This window comes from [Actinomadura] parvosata subsp. kistnae (assembly GCF_900323885.1).
GTDB classification, from domain to species: domain Bacteria; phylum Actinomycetota; class Actinomycetes; order Streptosporangiales; family Streptosporangiaceae; genus Nonomuraea; species Nonomuraea composti.
Genome location: NZ_OOHJ01000025.1, coordinates 26912 through 43809 on the forward strand (window position 1 = coordinate 26912; position 16898 = coordinate 43809).

Sequence of the window (16898 nt, forward strand, 5' to 3'; positions counted from 1 at the left end):
CGGAAGTTCCTATCATGCCTGGAACACGGGCCGGCCCGCGTCCGCCGACGGGTCGCGGCCGGGGCCCGCGGCGCGGCGGCGGCCGCAGACGCACGGCCCGTCCTCGGGGCACCCGCACTCCTCGTCGTCCTCGGGCGGCTGCCAGCCGGTGCCGTCGGCGAGCTTGCGGGCGCGGGTCCAGTGCGCGTGCCAGCGGCCCGGCCTCGGCTCGGCCAGCAGCCTGGACAGGTCGGCGGCCAGCGGGGCGGGGACGAGCCGGCGGGGGACGGCGGCGGCCACGTCGTACAGGACCGCGAGGCGGGCGGGGTGCTGCGCGGGCGTGGCGGCGCGGACCTGGCGGACGGCCTCGAACAGGCCGGCGACGGCCGCGTGCTCGGCGGGCGGCAGGCCGAGCGCCGCCGCCAGCCCGGCCGCGGCGGTGGCGGCGGCGGCCCGCTCGTTCGCGCCGATCGTGCGCGTCTCGTCCACCTGGTACGTCAGCATCCCCCCATCCGGCTGCCCCGTCCGGTGGGCGGGGCGGATCTCGACCGGGATGGGCGGGCGGCCCGGGAGCTCGATGTCGAGCAGGCCAGGCCCGTACGTGCGGGCGCGCGCCCCCATGAGGGCGGCCGTGCGGGCGACGGCGTCGGCGGCGGCCACCTCGGGCAGCGCGGGCCTGCCGCGCAGGGCGGCGACGTGCTCGGGCGCCAGCTCGCCCGCCCGGGCCAGCGCCACGATCTTCGCCGCCGCGCCCGGCCGGCCGGGCGCGAGCCCCGCCTTCTCGGCCTCGGCCCGGATGGCGGCGGTGAGGTCCCGGGTGCCGACGGACCCGCCGTTGAGCGCCGCGGCCAGCGATCCCGGCGCGGCCGCGTGCCCGTTGACGGCCGGCCTCGGTGCGGCCCCGTCCCCGTTGAGCGCGTCGGCGAGCGAGCCCGGAGCCGGCGCGCCGCCGTTGAGCGCCTGGGCGAGCGACGGGCCGGACGGGCGGGCGGACAGCGCGTCGATGAGGCCGCGCAGCCGGGCGACCGTCGCCGGATCCGGCAGGCCGGGCATGGACCGGGCGGCCGGTGCGGGCGCGGGTGACGCGGGTGGGCGGGCGTGCCAGGGCGGCGCCGGCGGGGTGTGGCCGCGGCGGGTGATGTCGGCGGCGACGGCGTCGATGGCCGCCGCGATCCGCTCCCGCGCCCGCGGGTCCGTGCTGGCCCGCCACTTGCGCGCCAGGTGGGCGTGCTCGTCCAGGCGGGGCGTGAGGCAGTGGTCGGTCCCTTCCCTGATCGGCGAGAGCGACTCTCTGACCAGGCCCTGCCGCACCCCGGCCGCCTGCGCGGCGTGCTCCTGGGCGATGTGCGAGATCTCGTGCACCAGCACGGACGACACGACGTGCGGGTCCACGCGCGGCCCGATCCGCATGACGTGCGGGTTCTCCGGGGTGCCGGCCTTCAGCTCGGTGCGGCCGACGAGCCCGGCGCCCGGGTCCTCCGGCAGGACCCGCACGTGCTGGTCGGCCGCTCCCGGGAGCTGGATGACGAGCCGGTCGTCGCCGCTCCAGCGCAGGTTCGCGACGGCGCCGCCGAAGTCGGCGGGCGACACGTCCTGGGCGCGCAGCTCGTCCGTCGTCAGGTCGGGCATGCCGTCGGGACGGGCGGCGGCGGCGAGCGGGCTGCCGGGCAGCTCGGGGGCGGTCACCGACGGCGCGCCGGAGCCCTGGCCGGTCGCCGGGCCGGTGCCCTGCCCGGTGCCGGGGCCCGTCCCCTGGAAGGTGCTGCTGCCGGGGGAGGCGTTCGCCGCGCTCTCCTCGGCCACCTGCCAGATCGGCTCCTGCGGCGGCGGGAGGGCGTTCCTGTCCTCCAGCTCGGCGGCGACCTGCTGGGTGAAGGTGCCGGCGACGGGGGAGTTCATGAAGATGTCGCGCAGGTTCAGGTCGTGCTGGTCGGCCGCCTCCAGGATGGGGGGCGGCAGCGTGGCGAGCGCCTGGGCGAAGCCGCCGTCGGGGGTCACGCTGTGCACGAACCCGTCGGGGGTGGCCAGGTAGCGGTGCAGGACGGGCTCGCCGTTCGGCCCCTCCTCGTACACGTGGAACCGGGCGACCTCGCGGCGCTCGCGGGCGGCGACGCGGGCGTCCTGCATGACCTGGACGAAGCTGCTGCGGCCCGGCTGGGGGTGGAAGGCGAAGGTGGGCAGGCCCTCCAGGGGCGGCGCGATGTGCACGCCCGCCTCCATCCTGGCGTGCAGCTCCTCCAGCTCCTCGCCGAACAGCGCGATCATGGCCGTGCCGCCGCTCGCGCCCGGCACGCGCACGACCTCCTTGCGGGGGCGGACGTCGCCGCCGCGGTGCCGCTTCACCCGTTCGAAGGTCAGGTCGTAGTCCACCCTGACGCGCACGGTGTAGAGCTTGCCGGTCTCGAACATGCTGCGCTCGCGCCGCGCGCCCTGGTGGGCTCCGGCGCTCTGCGACGACTGCGCGCCGAACCACGAGCTGAAGCTGAACCCGAGCGCCTTGAACCCGGAGCCGGCGGACATGCCGACGGGCTGGACGTGCCCGCGCGAGACGGACAGGTTCTGGGCGTCGGCCCGCCGGTCCACCTCGCCCTTCTCACCCTCGTACGGCCCGGCCACGACCGTGAGGTCCGACATGCGGGCCTTGACGGTGACGTCCACGCCCTGGTTGCGGAACGCCGGCTGGACGGTGTGCGGCACGACGTCGCCGTCACGCCCGGCCGACCGCTCCAGGCCGGTGATGAGCCCGGAGTGCGACAGCCACGCCGACAGCGCCCCGGCCCGCTCGGCGACCGCGGCGTGGCCGATCATCCTGGACAGCTGCCGGCTGATGGCGTCGAACAGGGTGGGCCTGGTCTCGTCCTCGATCAGCACCTCGGGGAAGTGGCCCGGCTCGAACTCCGCCTGGCGCGGGTCGGTCACGGCGGGCACGGGGCCCGGGTCCTCGGCGGCGCTGCGCACCATGTCGCCGGGCAGGCCGCGGCGCAGCTTGACGTCGTACTCGCGGGTGACCGCCGGCGTGCGCCTGCGCCGCATCCACGCGGTGGCCGACCTGACCTTGGCGGCGGCCCCGGGGACCCGCCGCTCGAACGGCACCGGCCGGACCCGGGCGGGCCTGGTCTCGATCTCGATGACGAGCCGCATGTCCTGCTCGACCGTGCTCTCGCCCTTGAACCTGGCCATGCGCTGCAGCCGCATCCGGTTCTCGTTGACGCTGCTGGAGAAGGAGCGGGTGCGCTTGGTGGACAGGCCGCCCTTGGTCTCCTCGCCGCTGTCGTCGCTGAAGTCGAGGCCGGCGGAGTACGCGCCCGAGTACGACTCGGTGTGCGAGGCCTCCTTGGCGCGGTAGCGCTGGATGATGACGCCGTTCTCGTCGGTGTGGTCGACCAGCCTGGCCCGGCGCGGGTCGGCGCCGGGGGCGTGCTCCAGCCGCACCCGGACGGTGACCACCTGGACGGAGTCCACGTCCGGCCCGGTCTGCACGTCGTACTCGCGCTCGAGCCCGCGCCGCGACCACATCTCGTCGATGTGGACCTGCGGCCGGGTGCCGTTGAGGTCGGCCCTGATCTGGCGGCGCAGGTTCGGGGTGCCGTCCTCGGCGCCCGGCACGGCGGTGTCGATCGCGCTGAGCACCTCCTCCATGACGTCGACCTCGTTGCCCTGGCCGTCGGTCACGACGAACGACTGCGGCATGCTCGTGCCCATGCCGTGCTCGTACTGGGGGGCGATCACGACGTCGTTGAGCTGCTCGTTCAGGGTCGTGGCCGCGTCGAGCGCCTCGTCGAGGCGCGCTCCGGCGGTGTCGGGGGCGGCCGTGGCGGCGGCGACGGCGGGCGCGACGGCCGGGCCGAGGTCGGCGACCTCGCCGAGCGCCTGGAGCAGCTTGTCGGGGGTGTGCTCCCGGCCGATGCCGACGTTCTCGCCGCGGGCCAGCGCCTCGGCGCGGGCCTGGACGTAACGCATGACCAGCGGCACCGCGAGGGTCCTGTGCAGCTTCATGGCGCCGTTGAGGAAACGCTCGACCGCGTCGGCCACCACGGGCACGGGCAGGGTCACGTCGCCCTCGGCGTACAGGCGCAGCGCGTCGTGCTCGGGGACGGTGAACAGCCCGTTGCCGTGGCTGCGCAGCTGGCCGCCCTTCCACCCGTCGAGCTGCTGCCCGATCGGGGTGGCGCGGCTGGCGCGCAGCTTCACGAGGACGTCCACGGGCACCTGGAAGCGGTACTTCCGCGCGACCGCGATGCCCAGGAACTCGGTGCCCCAGATGGCCAGCAGCGCGGTCGCCAGGGCCCGGACGCGGGAGCGGGAGGGCAGCGAGAGCGAGCCGGAGTCGCTGGTGGTGCCGCCGTCGTCGGCGTCGGCGAGGCTGTTCATCAGCCCGAACGCGATGTTGTTCGACCCGCCCCAGGAGATGCCCGCGCTGCGCAGGGCCAGCATGATGCGGCCGGTCACCGAGTCCACGACGTCGACGAAGGTGGCCTCGCCGAGCTCGCCGCGCACCTCCAGCGAGGTGCGCGCGGGCACCGGGCCGTTGGGGTCGAGCACGAGGTCGTGCGTGATCGGGCCCTCGAACAGGTGGGAGGCGAGGAAGTGGCGGCTCAGCACGGGCCAGAGCTGCACCAGCGGGGCCACCTTGCCGCGCAGGGAGCGCGGCAGCAGCCGCCAGATGCCCTTGATGTCGCCCAGCTCGCGGCCGCCGTCGAAGTGCTCCAGCGTGGCGGCCTCCATGAGCCGCTTCGACGGCCTGCCCATCGGGCCGGTGAAGTCGGGCCCGCCGTCGCGCGGCAGCATGTCGCCGGGCACCATCATCAGCACCCTGACGGAGCGCGGCTTGACGAGCTGCTGGACCTTGCCGTTGTGCACCAGGTTGACCTCGACCGTGGCCTTGGTCTCCAGGCCGGCGGTGAGCTTCTCCTTGCCGTCCTCCTCCATGCCGACCTTGTTGACCATGCTGGAGGTGCTGGTGCCGGCCGAGTACGTCCGGTCGCCGCCGGCGTTCGGGCCCGCCTTGTGCGAGACGCCGTCGTGCCCCTCCCCCGGGCCGTCGGTCTTGACGGCCGAGCCGCCGCCGCCGTACGTCCTGGACCGGTTGATGCCCCGGCCTGAGGTGTCGCTGGCGATGTCGAGGTGCGTGCGCACCTTGTTGGTCAGGCCCTTGGGGGTGCCCCGGCCGCTGAAGTCCTGCCGGACGACGATCTGCAGGGCGTACACGTCGGGGGTGGCGTTGACGCCGTGCATCTGGAGCGGGATGAGGACGCCGCTCTGCGCCATCTGGTCGAGGCCGCTGCGGATCGCGCTCTCGACCAGGTGCGCCTCGACCTCTTCCTCGTTGAAGAGCTGGGCGGCGTGGATGAGCGGGTTGCGGGAGTACCGGCGCACCCCGTCCACGCTCTTGGCGACCAGCCCGTGGTGGGCCAGCTGGTCGAGGACGTGCTCCTTGAGCCCCTCCAGCCCCGTGACCTCGCGCACGTCGGTCGGGCCGGCGCCGCGCATCTGCTGGGCGCCGTCGCCGAGCCACTGCGGCAGCTCCATCTTGCGCCCCTTGATCGGCTTGCGCCGGGGGACGTCGTTCAGCACGGGGTTGCCGTCGGCGTCGAGCTTCGGCTTGCCGTTCACCAGGACCAGCGCGCTCTTCGGCACGGGGTCGCCGGCGTGGAAGGCGTCGAGCAGCTGCTGGCGCAGCAGCAGCTCGGTGTCGAACGGCCCCAGCTTCTTCGGCTTCTTGCCCGGCCGCTCCACCGTGAAGGTGACCTTGGCCACCTTCTGGTACGCCTGCGACAGCCCGGTCCGCTTGTCCACCTGCGGGTGCACGGCCGCCTCGTTGGCCGTGGACGACGACGACTGCGCCACCGGCCTGCTGCCCTTGACCTCGGGCCGGACGCTGTCGGGGTGGTAGTCGCCCAGGGGGCCGAAGATGTCGGCGCCCTGCAGCGACTCGACGTTGAAGCCGGCCGACACCTTGCCCTCGATCGACCCGCCGTGCTCGGTCCTGCTGGGCGAGGTGGCGGTCTCGGTGAGCACCTCCTCCTCCAGCGCCTCGGGCGTCACGGCGCCCACCATCCTGGTCTCGCCGTGCACGATCTCGCTGGTGGCGGTGATCCGCACGTCGGGCTCGCCGTCCACGGCCAGGGTGACCGGCAGGCCGTCCTCCAGCGTCCGCCGGAAGCGCGCCTGCACCTCGTGGGTGACGAACTTGCGCAGGTCCCGTCGGGCGTTGGTGCCGATCCGGGTGTAGTCGCCGCCGAGCTCGGCGGCGATCGCGTCGAGCGCCTCCTCCAGGCCGGTCATGCTGATGACCTCCTGGTTGGGCGGCTTCGGGCTCTCCTTGCCCGCGTCGATCCGGATCGGGTCGCGCGAGGCCCGGTCGGCGTAGGAGTGCCACACCCAGATCCGCTGCGTGGCGGTGTCGCCGGGGCTGCCGGAGTCCACGGTGGCGACGTGCTGCCACTGCCCCGCCTTCCCGGTGCGCAGCTCCACCGTCCACGTGGCGGTGGCGTCGAACAGCAGCGACTCGCTGCGGTTGTCGGCGACCGAGCCGCCCTGCTCGAACATGCTGGACCCGCCGGAGGCCGACCAGGAACGCCCGGCGCTCGCGCCGACCCCGACCGCGACCGTGTCGGCCGCCGCCCTGGCCCAGGTGCCGTCCGGCACGAGCGGCGCCAGCACGCCGCTGTTGAAGTCGCCGGAGGTGCCGGCACTGCCCGACTGCGTCGCCGTGTACGTCTGCCCGGTCTGGTAGAACATGCCGACCGTGACCTGGGACGCCTTCACCGCCGGGTCGGCCACCTCGACCAGGTCGGCGAGGGTGAGCTTGAGCCGCAGCTCGGCCGCGGTCTTGCCGTGGCCGACGTTCAGCACCAGGCCGTCGCCGGAGACGACCTTGTGGAAGTCGCCGCGGATGAAGTTCTCCAGCTCGTCCGGGGTGAACCGCTTGGCGACGTTCTTGCCCTTCAGGGCCTCGTTGACCGCGTCGGTGAGCCTGTCCAGGTGGGCCAGGCGGCCCGTCGGCATCGACTCGGGCAGGGAGAACGTGTCGGGCAGCGCCCTGTCCAGCGCCTCCAGGTACTGGCGGTGCGCGGCGGCCGCCTCGTCCGCGGCCCGCTCGGCGAGGGCGGCCACGGCGAGCTGGCCGGGCGGGGCCTGCGCGGGAGCCTGCGGCAGCGCCGCCAGCAGCCGCGCGTACCGCTCGTGCGCCTGCCTCGCCTGCGACGCCGCCTTGTGGGCGGCCGCGTACGCGGCGGCGATCCTCTTGTGCCTGGCCTGCTTGTCCCGCAGGCTGCGGGCCTTCGCCTCGGCCGCGTCGGCGCGCAGCGCGGCGCCGCTGTCGTGCTCCTTGCCCGCCTTCTCGGCCTCCTTCCTGGCCTCGCGGGCCTCCTTGCCGGCCTGCTTCGCGCTCGCCCTCTTGCTGTCCGCCAGCTTCTTCAGAGCCTTCTGCGCGGCTTCGAGCCGCCTGGCGAGCTCCCGCGCGTCCTCGGGGCTCGGGTCCTGGCCGAGCGCGACCGTCCGCAGGCCGGTCCGCTCGCTCTGCGGGCCGTTCGCCCAGGGCGGTGGCGGCGGCGTGGCGCCGCGGGCGCGCAGGTCGTGCAGCACGCCGTCGATGTCCAGGGCGAGCAGGCGCTGCTCCGGCACCGTCTGAGCCTGCTCCCACTTGTCCGTCAGGTACGCCAGCTCGTTCAGGCGGGCGGGCACGCACTCGTCGCCGGTCGGGTGGGTGGTGCCGCCGGGCAGCATCCGGCGCAGCACGCCCTGCCTGCGGCCCCGGCCCTCGGCCGCCCGGTGCTGCATCGTGTCGGTGATCTCGTGCAGCCAGACCCTCGGGAGCTGGTCGGTGGCGATGCGGGGGGCGAAGCTCACCTCGTGCGGCTCGGTGGACGTGCCCGCCTTGAGCGTCGTCTCCGCCATCACCTTCTGGCCGCGGTCGCCCAGGACGGGGCGGAAGTGGTGGCTGCCGTTCTCGGTGGCGACCGTCAGCACGTCACCGGCCCAGGACAGCGCCACCACCCGCTCGCCGGCGTGCTGGAAGTGGTCGGTGAGCAGGTCGGCCGTGGCCTGCTTGATCTCGTCCAGGGTGAGGTCGGTGGGGCGGCCGCTGTCGGTGACGTACCGGGTGCCGGCGATCGGCGGGGAGGTGACGGTGCCCGGCTTGCTGGTGTGCGCGGCCGGGGGCTCCGTCATGGGGGCGTCGGACGACAGCGTGTCGTCCGAGGCGGCGAGCAGCAGCAGCGCGGACGCGTCCACCACCAGCTCCGGCTGGGCGTCGGTCTGGGCGGCGCGGGCGTCCAGCGTGCGGCGGATGCGGGTCATGGTGGCGTTCGACAGGACGCGGTGGCCGCCGGGGCGCGGGATGAGCACCTCTCCGGTGGGGCTGATCACGGCGTTGGGGAAGGTCGTGCCGAGCGCCTCCAGCAGCGCGGCGCGCGCCCTGAGCGGCGCCGGGCCCGTGGCCGCCGTGACCACCGACGTGGTCGGGGACGGGGCGGCGTCCTGGGTGCTCGTGGTCTGGGCGGGCTCGGTGGTGGTGTCGGCGGTGGTGTCGGCGGTGGGGCTGGGCGCCTGGTTCCGCGTGTCGTTTCCGGCCTGCGGCGTCGCGTCGCTCTGGGTCGTCTCGCCCTGAGCCGGATCGCCCTGGGGCGCGTCATTCTGCGTCGCGTCACCCTGCGGCGTCGTGTCGCCCCGAGACGCGTCGTTCTGCGGCGCGTTGTCCTGGGTCGCGTTGTCCTGGGTCGCGTTGTCCTGAGCCGCGTTGTCCTGAGCCGCGTTGCCCTGAGCCGCGTTGCCCTGCGGCGTGTCGCCCTGCGGCGCGGTGGCGGCTTGCGGCTGCGCGGCCTGGTCGGACTGGTCGGGCTGGTCGGACTGGTCGGACTGCGGCTGCGGCTGGGCGGCGGTCGTGTCCTGGTCGCCGGAGTCCGGGAGCTGCGCCGTCGTGCCGTCCTCGTCCGTCCGGGCGGCGGTGGTGTCTGCCGGGGCCGGGCGGGTGGACGGCGCGGCCGGGTCGGGGCCGGTGGCGGCGGCGGCGGGCCGGGCGGCCGGGGTCTCCTCGTCCTGGGTCCTGTCCTGGTCCTGGTCCGATGTGGTGGCGGGCTGGTCCGGGGAGGAGGTGCGGCGGCGGGTGGACAGGTCGCCGTCCGGCAGCCCGCCGGGACGGCCGGACGCGCTCTGCGAGCCGGCGCCCGCGAGCGCCGGGGTGCCGGACGTGCGCGGCGACGGGATGATCACCCGGTCGGGGGTGCGGACCCCGGTGCCGGGCTGGTTGCCGTCCGGGCCGGTGGGCGAGCCGTCCGGCGTGGCGGGCCCGGCGGGCCCCGTGGACGGGCCGGAGCCGCCGGCGCGGCCGCGTCGGAGCGGGCGGCGGCGTCGTGCGCGGCGGCGAGCGTGCTCAGCGGATGCGCCAGCGCCGAGACCACCTCGGGGTTGAACGGGCTGATGCTCCCGGTACGCCCCACGCCGCCCATGAAGGCGCCCATCATGGACTCGGCCGTGAACGGGTTCTGCCACTGCCCGTACACCAGGCCGTTGCCGAGGAAGCTGCCCGCCGGGGAGGCGAACACGTTCGTCAGGCCCGTCGTCAGCGCGCGGCCGGTGAAGCCGGGCACGACGCGGGTGACCCGCGAGACGGGCCCGGCCAGCACGGTGCCGGCGCCCGCGCCGCCGGCGGCCCCGATGCTCGTGGCGGCGAGCTGCCGCCAGTCGAAGTCCTCGCGGGTGCCCATGTCCTTCTGCTGCTTCTGCGCCCAGAAGTCGATGAAGAACTCCTCACCGATCTCCTCGACGAGCTCCCGGCCGAACGGGGAGGCCATCAGCCGCACGAGCAGGCCGCGCCCGGTGGCGCCGCTCAGCGCGGCGACCCTGGCCAGCCGGGCCGCGCCCATCTCCCGGCCGGCCAGCGTGGCGAGCCGGACGAGGATGCGGCTGATGGCGGTGCGGGCCCCGGCGGCGTACGGGCCGATGAGCGCGGCGGAGGCGCCGGCGCTGAAGAACGCGACGATGATGGCGATCGCGATGGCGACGACGGTCACCCAGAACGCCACGTTGATGGAGAGCTTGGAGTACTGCGTCTCCACGGCGAAGGTGTTGGCCTGCTGCGCGTAGGCCCTGGCGTTCCTGCTGACGCCGACGATGCCGCTTTCGGTGCCGTAGAGCTGGCGGGCCCGGTTGACGAATTCGGTGGTGGCGGGGGCGGCCCAGCCGGCCACGATGACGCGGGCGGCCGACCCGGCGGGCTCGGCGGACTTGATGCAGTCGTCGCACAGCACGGCGTACGCGCGGGCCAGCCCGGACATGCCGCTCTCGCTGGCGTCCGGCCACTTCTGCCCGGCCGACAGCATGGGGATCAGCCAGTAGACGACCCAGTCGGGCAGCGCCTCGGTCTCCCAGACGGGCTGCACGTCGCTGTCGATGACGACGACTTCCTGCTGCGCCGACACCGCGACGTTCGTACGGACGCCGATGTCCCCCGAATGCGCCATGGGCCCGTTCTCAGACCTCGCGCGTCATGCGCGCGACGTCGTAACTGATGTCGGCGTCGGTCTGCCGGGTGTTGTCGATGGCCTTGCGCAGCCGGTCGCCGGCGTCCACGATCTCCTCGGCCAGCCGCTTGCACTGGTTGATCATCTCGGTGGGCCCGCCTTCGCGGAAGTGCGCCTGGTAGAAGGCCTGGCCCTCCGCGCCGCCGCCCCAGGGCGCCGCGGCCAGGTGCGTCTCGACCTCGCCGGCCAGCCGGGGCAGCGTCCTGCTGACCTCGTCGGCGGTCGCCGACCACGCGGACATGCCGCGGTCGACGATCGTGTGCGCGACGTACGTGCCGTCCCAGGGCTCCTTCACCGGCCGCCTCCCATGTCGTCGGCGAGCCGGGCCAGGACGGTCTCGACGTCACCGTCCAGGTGCGCCTTGAACTGGTCGGCGGGGATCACCGGCTCCAAGATCCGCATGACGTTCTCCTGTGCCTTCGCGGCGGCCTTGCGCGCGGTCTCCGCGATGGTGTCGGCCAGGGCCCGGGCGTCGGGGCGGCGGTAGATGCGCGGGTCGAGGTCGAGGCGGATCAGCTCGCCGCGCGCCCCCACGGTGACGGAGACCAGGCCGTCGGGCGAGGTCTCGGTGACCTGGACGGCCTTCGCCTTGGCGTGCAGCTCCAGCCCCTCGTCCTGCAGCCGGTTGAACATCTGGCGCAGCTCGTCCGCGTACGCCCGCATCGCCGCCACGTCTGGACGCTCCGTTGCCCCCATAACCCCCTCGCGACATTCGCGTCTTGTTACGCCACATGGGCCTTACGGGCCAGTTTCCGTCACATGAACACCAGGAAACAAGGTCTTGGCCTAAAAGTGATGATTTTCGGCAGTGATGGGCACGGCCTCCTCCCGGAGTTCCGCCACCTCCCCCCTGGGCGCCCAGGCCCGCCACACGCCGCGTTCCACGCGCTCCAGCCCCAGCTCGCGGGCGGTGTGCACGGACGCGCCGAGGTATTCGAGCAGCAGCAGGCCGTCCCGCTCGGCGTGCACCTGGAACGGCTCGCCGCGCCAGCGGCACACGACGGTCACGAACCGCAGCCACTCGCACTCGGTCACCGGGACGGTCCGGACGTGGCAGCCGGGCTCGACCTCCTCGAAGCCGTCCAGCGGCGCGGCGGAGCGCAGCCGTACCCACAGCTCCAGGGCGTGCGGCTCGGGGCTGGCGGAATAGTCGGCGCCGCGCCAGCGGGCACGGTAGGAGTGCCAGGAGGAGTGCCAGGAGGTCATGGCCGCCTCCCGACGAGCAGCCAGCGGCGCAGGTCGCCGTGGTACATGGCGCGGCGGTGCTCGGTGCCCTCGATCGTCAGCTCCCAGATCTCGGCGCCGTGGGGCAGGCCGACCCCGTACACCTTGTACTCGCGGATGATGTTGTCGACGCTGGGCACCAGGCCCATGCCGACGAACGGCGGCTCCTCGACCACCCATCCGGCCACGGCCGCCCGGCCCTCCTCGTCGGCGCCCCCGTACGGCGTGCGGTAGAGCTCCAGCCCGACGGGACGCCAGCGCAGGATGTTCAGCGACCCGCTCTCGGTCAGCAGCTCGCGCTGGTTCAGGACGGCGGCGAGCACCGCCGGGGTGGCGATGTGCGAGACGTCGAGCGCGTGGTGGCAGTAGCCGGACACCCTCGGCTCGCTCGCCGACAGCAGCTCCGGCAGGTCTGCGGCGGCGATCAGCTTCTGCACCACCGGCACGCCCGAGCCGGGCGCGATCTTGAGGTCCTGCACCATGGTCGGCACGGCCAGCCGCGCCACCGTGCCGGGCTCCAGCAGGAACGACACCCGCAGCCCCGGGTTGACCGCCAGCCCCCATCGCAGGTCGGGCCAGCCGGCGGCCAGCTCGGTCAGGGAGGCGACCCGGCAGTGCGTCGCGGCCCCGCCGGAGGCCAGCGTCATGGCCTCGACCGAGGTGAAGGCCAGCAGCCAGGTACGCCCGTCGCCGTCGGCGGTCGCCCACGCGGGCGGCTCCAGACCGGCCGCCGCGGCGGCGCTGATCGGCAGCGCCAGGTCGGCCTCACGCAGCAGGCTCAGGCACAACGCCTGCCGCCCCTCCTCGTGCGCGGCCCACAGCCGCTCCTCGAACGGGCCGGCCGGTGGTTGATCATCGGCAGTCATCCGCCCATTTTGTCCCCTTCGTCAGGTACGTTGCGACTTCACCAAGTACGCAGCGACGCGAAGGGGTTGCTCCCCGTTCCCATCGGGCCGACGATGGAGGCCACATGACCGGACGAAGCGACCCCGCCCGGCGCCTCACCATCTCGATCGGGCTGCACGGAAGCCTGCTCGTGGCCCACGCCAGCGGCGACCTCGACTACCGGTGCGCCGACCTGCTGCACCGGCAGATCGGCGACGTCTGGCAGAACGTCCCCACCGTGGGAGTGGTGCTCGACCTGGGCGGGCTCACGTTCTGCGACTCCATGGGCGTCGGCGCGCTCGTGCTCCTCCTGCACCAGAGCCGCGCCCAGCGCTCCCCGCTCGTCCTGTCGAGCCTGCCCGCCCGGGTCGAGCGCATCCTGGCGATCACCGGGCTGCGCGGGTTCTTCCACGTCGAGCCGTCCGTGGAGGCGGCCATCCAGGCGGCCGGGCCCGGTCACGTCACCGGCATGGGGTGACGCTCCTCCCGGGTGGCGGCGGCGCGCAGGGCCCGGTAGAGCAGCCGGGCATCGCCCAGCCGGTGACGCAGCAGCCGCTCCAGGCCGCCGATCGGGACGAGGTTCTGCGGGGCTCGCGGGTCCTTGTAGTCGACTCCCGCCAGCGGCGGAAGGGCGTGCGTGACCGAGTCCGCCAGGCGTACCAGCGCGTCGAGCCCAAGGTCGGCGCCCGCCTCGCAGCGCACGACCCCCGCCCACGGCACGCCGGACGGCGCGGGCAGCCGCACGTACCAGGCGTGGCGGCGCCAGCTCGTCCCCATGAGGAACACCGGCGTGCGCTGGCCGGGCCGCAGCCCCGCCACCGTCGCCGCCTGCGCGGCCGGGAGGTAGGCCGTGTGGTGCGTCTTGATGTAGCCGACCGTGCGCGGCAGATGCGTCCGCCCCCGCAACGGGCCGTCCACCAGCAGCAGCTCCTCCTCGCCCGCCTCGGCCCGGTGCCGGATCGCCAGGTCCACCTCCAGCTGGGTGAGGTGGCTCTGCAGGGCCAGCACCAGATCGTCCATGCCCGAGCGCGGGGCTCTGCGGGCGCGGTAGCGGGCGGCGGTCGTCAGGATGTCCGTCGCGTACGGGTTCGCGGTGACCAGGGAACGGCTCACGTCCACGGCGACGACCTCGGCGGGGGCGCCCTGCACGCAGCGCACGATGCCGGCGGCGCAGGACGCGGCGATCCCCGGCACCGCCTCCCCACCCGCGCTCGGCTCATACGTCCACAGGCGGGCCTCGACGCGGCGCACGCCGTCGCTGATCAGCAGCACCTTGGGCGGTGCGGTGGCCGGGTCGGGCGTGATCGGGCGCCAGGCGGCGGCGGGCAGCTCGACGTCCAGGTCGAGCTGGGCGCTCGTGGCGTCCAGCTCGGCCAGCGCCTCCGCGTTCAGGGCCGCCGTGTAACCCGGGTCCCACGGATCAACGGTGAAAGGAGTTGTCATGCCGTCGCCCTGTGCAAGTGTGATCCCTTCGCGTCGCGCCGGACCTCGAATCGGACCGGGATGCGGTCGGCCAGCGCGGGCACGTGCGTGACCACGCCCACCATGCGCTCGCGCCCGCCGGCCAGGCGTTCGAGCGTGGTGGCGACCGTGTCCAGGGTGGCCGGGTCGAGGCTGCCGAAGCCCTCGTCCAGGAAGAGCGAGTCGAGGCTGCGCGCCGCCGTCGCCGACAGCCCCGCCACCTGGTCCGACAGGGCCAGGGCGAGGGCCAGCGCGGCCTGGAACGTCTCGCCGCCCGACAGCGTGCGGGCGTTGCGGCGCAGGCCCGCCTCGGCGTGGTCGATGACCTCGATCTCGTTCCTCGCGCCGAGTGCCAGCTCGTACTGGCCGTCGGACAGCTCCCTCAGGGTCTCGGAGGCGGCGGTGACGAGCAGGTCGAGTGCCTCGGTGCACAGCCAGCGCTCGAACGCGTCCGCGCGCAGGCACTGGGCCAGCTCCTTCGCCACCCTGGCCCGCTCCTCCTCGGCCCTGGCCCGCTCGTCCACCTCCCTGGCGGCGGCCCGGTTCTCCCGCACCCTCGCGAGGTACGCCTGCGCCTGCGCGACGGCCGCCACCACCGCCTCCCCGAGCCGCGCGACCGCCGCCTCATCAGGAGCCCCACCGCTCACCGCCTCGCCGAGGCCGCTCGCGCCCTCGCTTGAGAGGCCGGGCACGCCCTCGCTTGAGAGGCCGGTCGCGCCCTCGCCTGAGCGCCCGCGCGGGGCAGCGGTACCGCCGTGCGCCGGGCCGGCCGGGTGGGCGGTCGTTTCCGGGATCGGGACACCGTGGTCCGCCAGGCGGGCGACCACCTCCGACCACTGGGCGCGGGCCTGGCGTTCGGCCTCGGCGACGCGACCGGCCCGCTCCTCCAGCGCCGCCCGCTCCCGGACGGCGGCCTCGTCACGCCAGGCGAGCAGGCTCGTCCAGGCATCGTGGAGGTCGTCGCGATCCAGGGGCGGCGCACCGAGCGGCACCACCGTGTCCCGCGCCGCCTCCAGGTCGCGCCAGAGCCGATCGGCCTTCCCGGCCAGCTCCTCGGCACGCCGCGTGGCGGCGGCAAGCCGCGCCCGCGCGTCCCGAGCCGCCTGCCGCAGCTCGGCCGCCCGCCGCTCGGCCGCCCGCACGCCCGCGAGCCGCCCTTCCAGGTCGTCACGCTCAACCCCAGGAGACGGAACGTCCCGGCCACTCGCATCATCATCCGCGAACGCCGCCCCAACCCGCCGCCCGGCATCCGCAAACGCGTCGGGCCCCGCAGCCTCGGCCGGCGCGGCCGGCCCAGTGGACGCGGCCGCCCCGCCAGACGCCGGCGTGGGCTGCGTGGCAGGCGCGGGCGGCCCAGCAGGCGCAGGCGGCGTGGCAGGCGTGGCAGGCGTGGCAGGCGCGGGCGGTGTGGCAGGCGCGGCCGGAGCCGGCTGCTCGTCCGGCTCAGGCGCGGCCGGAGCCGGCTGCTCGTCCGGCACGGGCGGGGTCGCGCTCGTCGAGGTGCCGGTGACGAGCGGCGTGGCCTGGGCGGCCAAGTCGTGGGCGGTGCGGGTGACGCGTTCGGCCAGGTCCTCGGCCGTGCGTTCGAGGTGGCGGAGCTCGGTCTCGGCCTCCGTGCGGCGGGCGCGGGCCTGGTCGGCCTCGGCCCGGCAGGTCTTCACGTGCCGCTCGGCGGCCCGCAGGTCGGCCGTGGCCGGGTGGTGGGGCAGCCGTTCGACGGGGCGCAGGCAGGTGGGGCAGTCCTGGCCGACCACCAGGCGGCGGCCCAGGTCGGCGCCGGCGTGGGCGTCGCGCAGCCGGTCCCTGGCCTGCTCGGCCTCGGCGAGCGCGGCTTCGGCGGCGCGGGCGCGTTCGGCGAGCGGCGGGAGGCCGGCGCGCGCCCGGGCGGCCCGTTCCTCGACGGCCCGCAGGTCGGCGGCGGCGCGTTCGTGGTCGTCGAGGGTGCTGAGCAGGCTCATCAGCAGGCCGGGATCGTCGAGGGCGGCCAGCGTGTCCTCGGCCCGCCGCTCCTCCGCCTCGGCGCGTTCGGCGTCGGCGGCGTGCTCGCGCACCTGCGACGCCGCCGCGCGGACGGTCTCGGCGAGGGTGGGCACCTCGGGCGGCAGGGCGAGCGCGGCCAGCGCGGCGACGCGTTCGCGGGCGGTCTCCCGTTCGGCGGCGAGGCGGCGGATCTCGCCGGCCGCGTTCCTGAGGGTGTCGAGGGAGCCTCTGACCTGGTCGTCGAGGGCGCGCAGCGAGGAGAGGCGGGCCTTGGCGGCCTGCTGGGCGGGCTCGTCGGCGTCGGTGAGGCGGGCCAGCCGTTCCCGGGCGAACGCGGCGGCCTGCGTGGCGGCGCTCTCCTCCTGGACGGCGCGCTGCCGGACGCGTTCGTAGACGTCGGCGTCGAGGAGCTGCACCAGCAGGTCCTGCCGTTCGCGCGGCTGGGCGTGCAGGAACTCGGCGAAGCGGCCCTGCGGCAGCACCACGCACTGGGTGAAGAACTTGTATTCGAGGCCGGTGATCCGCTGGATCTCGGCGGTGACGGCGGCGCCTTCGGCGAGGGGCCGGGCGACGGCGCTCATCAGCTCGTCGAGGCCGGCCGTCGCCGGTACGGAGGTCAGCAGCTCCTCCAGGCGGGCCTCGGCGGTGTGCACCTTGCCCTTGGCGTCCCGTTTGAGCGCGCGGACGACGGCGTAGCGGCGGCCGGCGGTCTCGAAGACGAGCGCCACCTTGGCGGCGACGGCGGACGGGGCGAGGGCGTGGGCGATGACGTTCTCCTTGCCCCAGCGCGGCACGGTGCCGTAGAGGGCGAAGCAGATGGCGTCGATGAGCGTGCTCTGCCGGCGC

General features: G+C 74.9%; 9 protein-coding genes. 1 reads left to right on the forward strand and 8 read right to left on the reverse strand.

Annotated features, from left to right (window positions below; genetic code table 11):
• Positions 1-12 precede the first annotated feature (12 nt).
• From KIS93_RS54555 to KIS93_RS54580, 6 genes are all read right to left on the reverse strand, one after another.
• Entirely contained in the window at positions 13-9192 is a 9180-nt protein-coding gene (locus tag KIS93_RS54555) for a hypothetical protein (protein ID WP_186405011.1), read from the reverse strand.
• Positions 9189-10442 carry a WXG100-like domain-containing protein gene (locus tag KIS93_RS54560; RefSeq protein ID WP_186405012.1) on the reverse strand — a complete coding sequence of 418 codons (1254 nt, stop codon included), beginning with the start codon at positions 10440-10442 and terminating at the stop codon, positions 9189-9191. The genes KIS93_RS54555 and KIS93_RS54560 overlap by 4 nt, the downstream gene beginning before the upstream one ends.
• Before the next feature lie 10 nt (positions 10443-10452).
• On the reverse strand, positions 10453-10797 hold the full coding sequence (locus tag KIS93_RS54565) for a hypothetical protein (protein WP_080039059.1): 345 nt from the start codon (positions 10795-10797) through the stop codon (positions 10453-10455).
• Entirely contained in the window at positions 10794-11165 is a 372-nt protein-coding gene (locus tag KIS93_RS54570) for a YbaB/EbfC family nucleoid-associated protein (RefSeq protein ID WP_230466489.1), read from the reverse strand. Before KIS93_RS54570 ends, KIS93_RS54565 begins: the two co-directional genes overlap by 4 nt.
• Positions 11166-11288: 123 nt before the next feature.
• Complete coding sequence (locus KIS93_RS54575) at positions 11289-11708, reverse strand: hypothetical protein (protein ID WP_080039061.1); 420 nt, start codon at positions 11706-11708, stop codon at positions 11289-11291.
• Entirely contained in the window at positions 11705-12592 is an 888-nt protein-coding gene (locus KIS93_RS54580; RefSeq protein ID WP_080039062.1) for an SseB family protein, read from the reverse strand. The genes KIS93_RS54575 and KIS93_RS54580 overlap by 4 nt, the downstream gene beginning before the upstream one ends.
• Positions 12593-12696: 104 nt before the next feature.
• On the opposite strand from KIS93_RS54580, the gene KIS93_RS54585 reads away from it, so the two are divergent.
• Positions 12697-13089 (forward strand): anti-sigma factor antagonist, encoded by a 393-nt coding sequence (locus KIS93_RS54585; RefSeq protein ID WP_080039063.1) that lies wholly within the window; start codon positions 12697-12699, stop codon positions 13087-13089.
• Here the strand turns inward: KIS93_RS54585 and KIS93_RS54590 are convergent.
• A complete protein-coding gene (locus KIS93_RS54590; RefSeq protein WP_080039064.1) occupies positions 13068-14054 on the reverse strand; it encodes a hypothetical protein in 987 nt (328 codons plus the stop codon). The two genes, KIS93_RS54585 and KIS93_RS54590, sit on opposite strands and share 22 nt — an antisense overlap.
• A partial coding sequence (locus tag KIS93_RS54595; protein WP_186405013.1) for an SbcC/MukB-like Walker B domain-containing protein occupies positions 14051-16898 on the reverse strand: 2848 nt, incomplete at its 5' end. The genes KIS93_RS54595 and KIS93_RS54590, both read right to left, overlap by 4 nt.

Excerpts from the sequence above, each read along its gene's own strand:
- KIS93_RS54560 (WP_186405012.1), bottom strand. The coding sequence starts at position 10,442 with ATGGCGCATTCGGGGGACATCGGCGTCCGTACGAACGTCGCGGTGTCG.
- KIS93_RS54570 (WP_230466489.1), bottom strand. The coding sequence starts at position 11,165 with ATGCGGGCGTACGCGGACGAGCTGCGCCAGATGTTCAACCGGCTGCAG.
- KIS93_RS54575 (WP_080039061.1), bottom strand. The coding sequence starts at position 11,708 with ATGACCTCCTGGCACTCCTCCTGGCACTCCTACCGTGCCCGCTGGCGC.
- KIS93_RS54580 (WP_080039062.1), bottom strand. The coding sequence starts at position 12,592 with ATGACTGCCGATGATCAACCACCGGCCGGCCCGTTCGAGGAGCGGCTG.
- KIS93_RS54585 (WP_080039063.1), top strand. The coding sequence starts at position 12,697 with ATGACCGGACGAAGCGACCCCGCCCGGCGCCTCACCATCTCGATCGGG.
- KIS93_RS54590 (WP_080039064.1), bottom strand. The coding sequence starts at position 14,054 with ATGACAACTCCTTTCACCGTTGATCCGTGGGACCCGGGTTACACGGCG.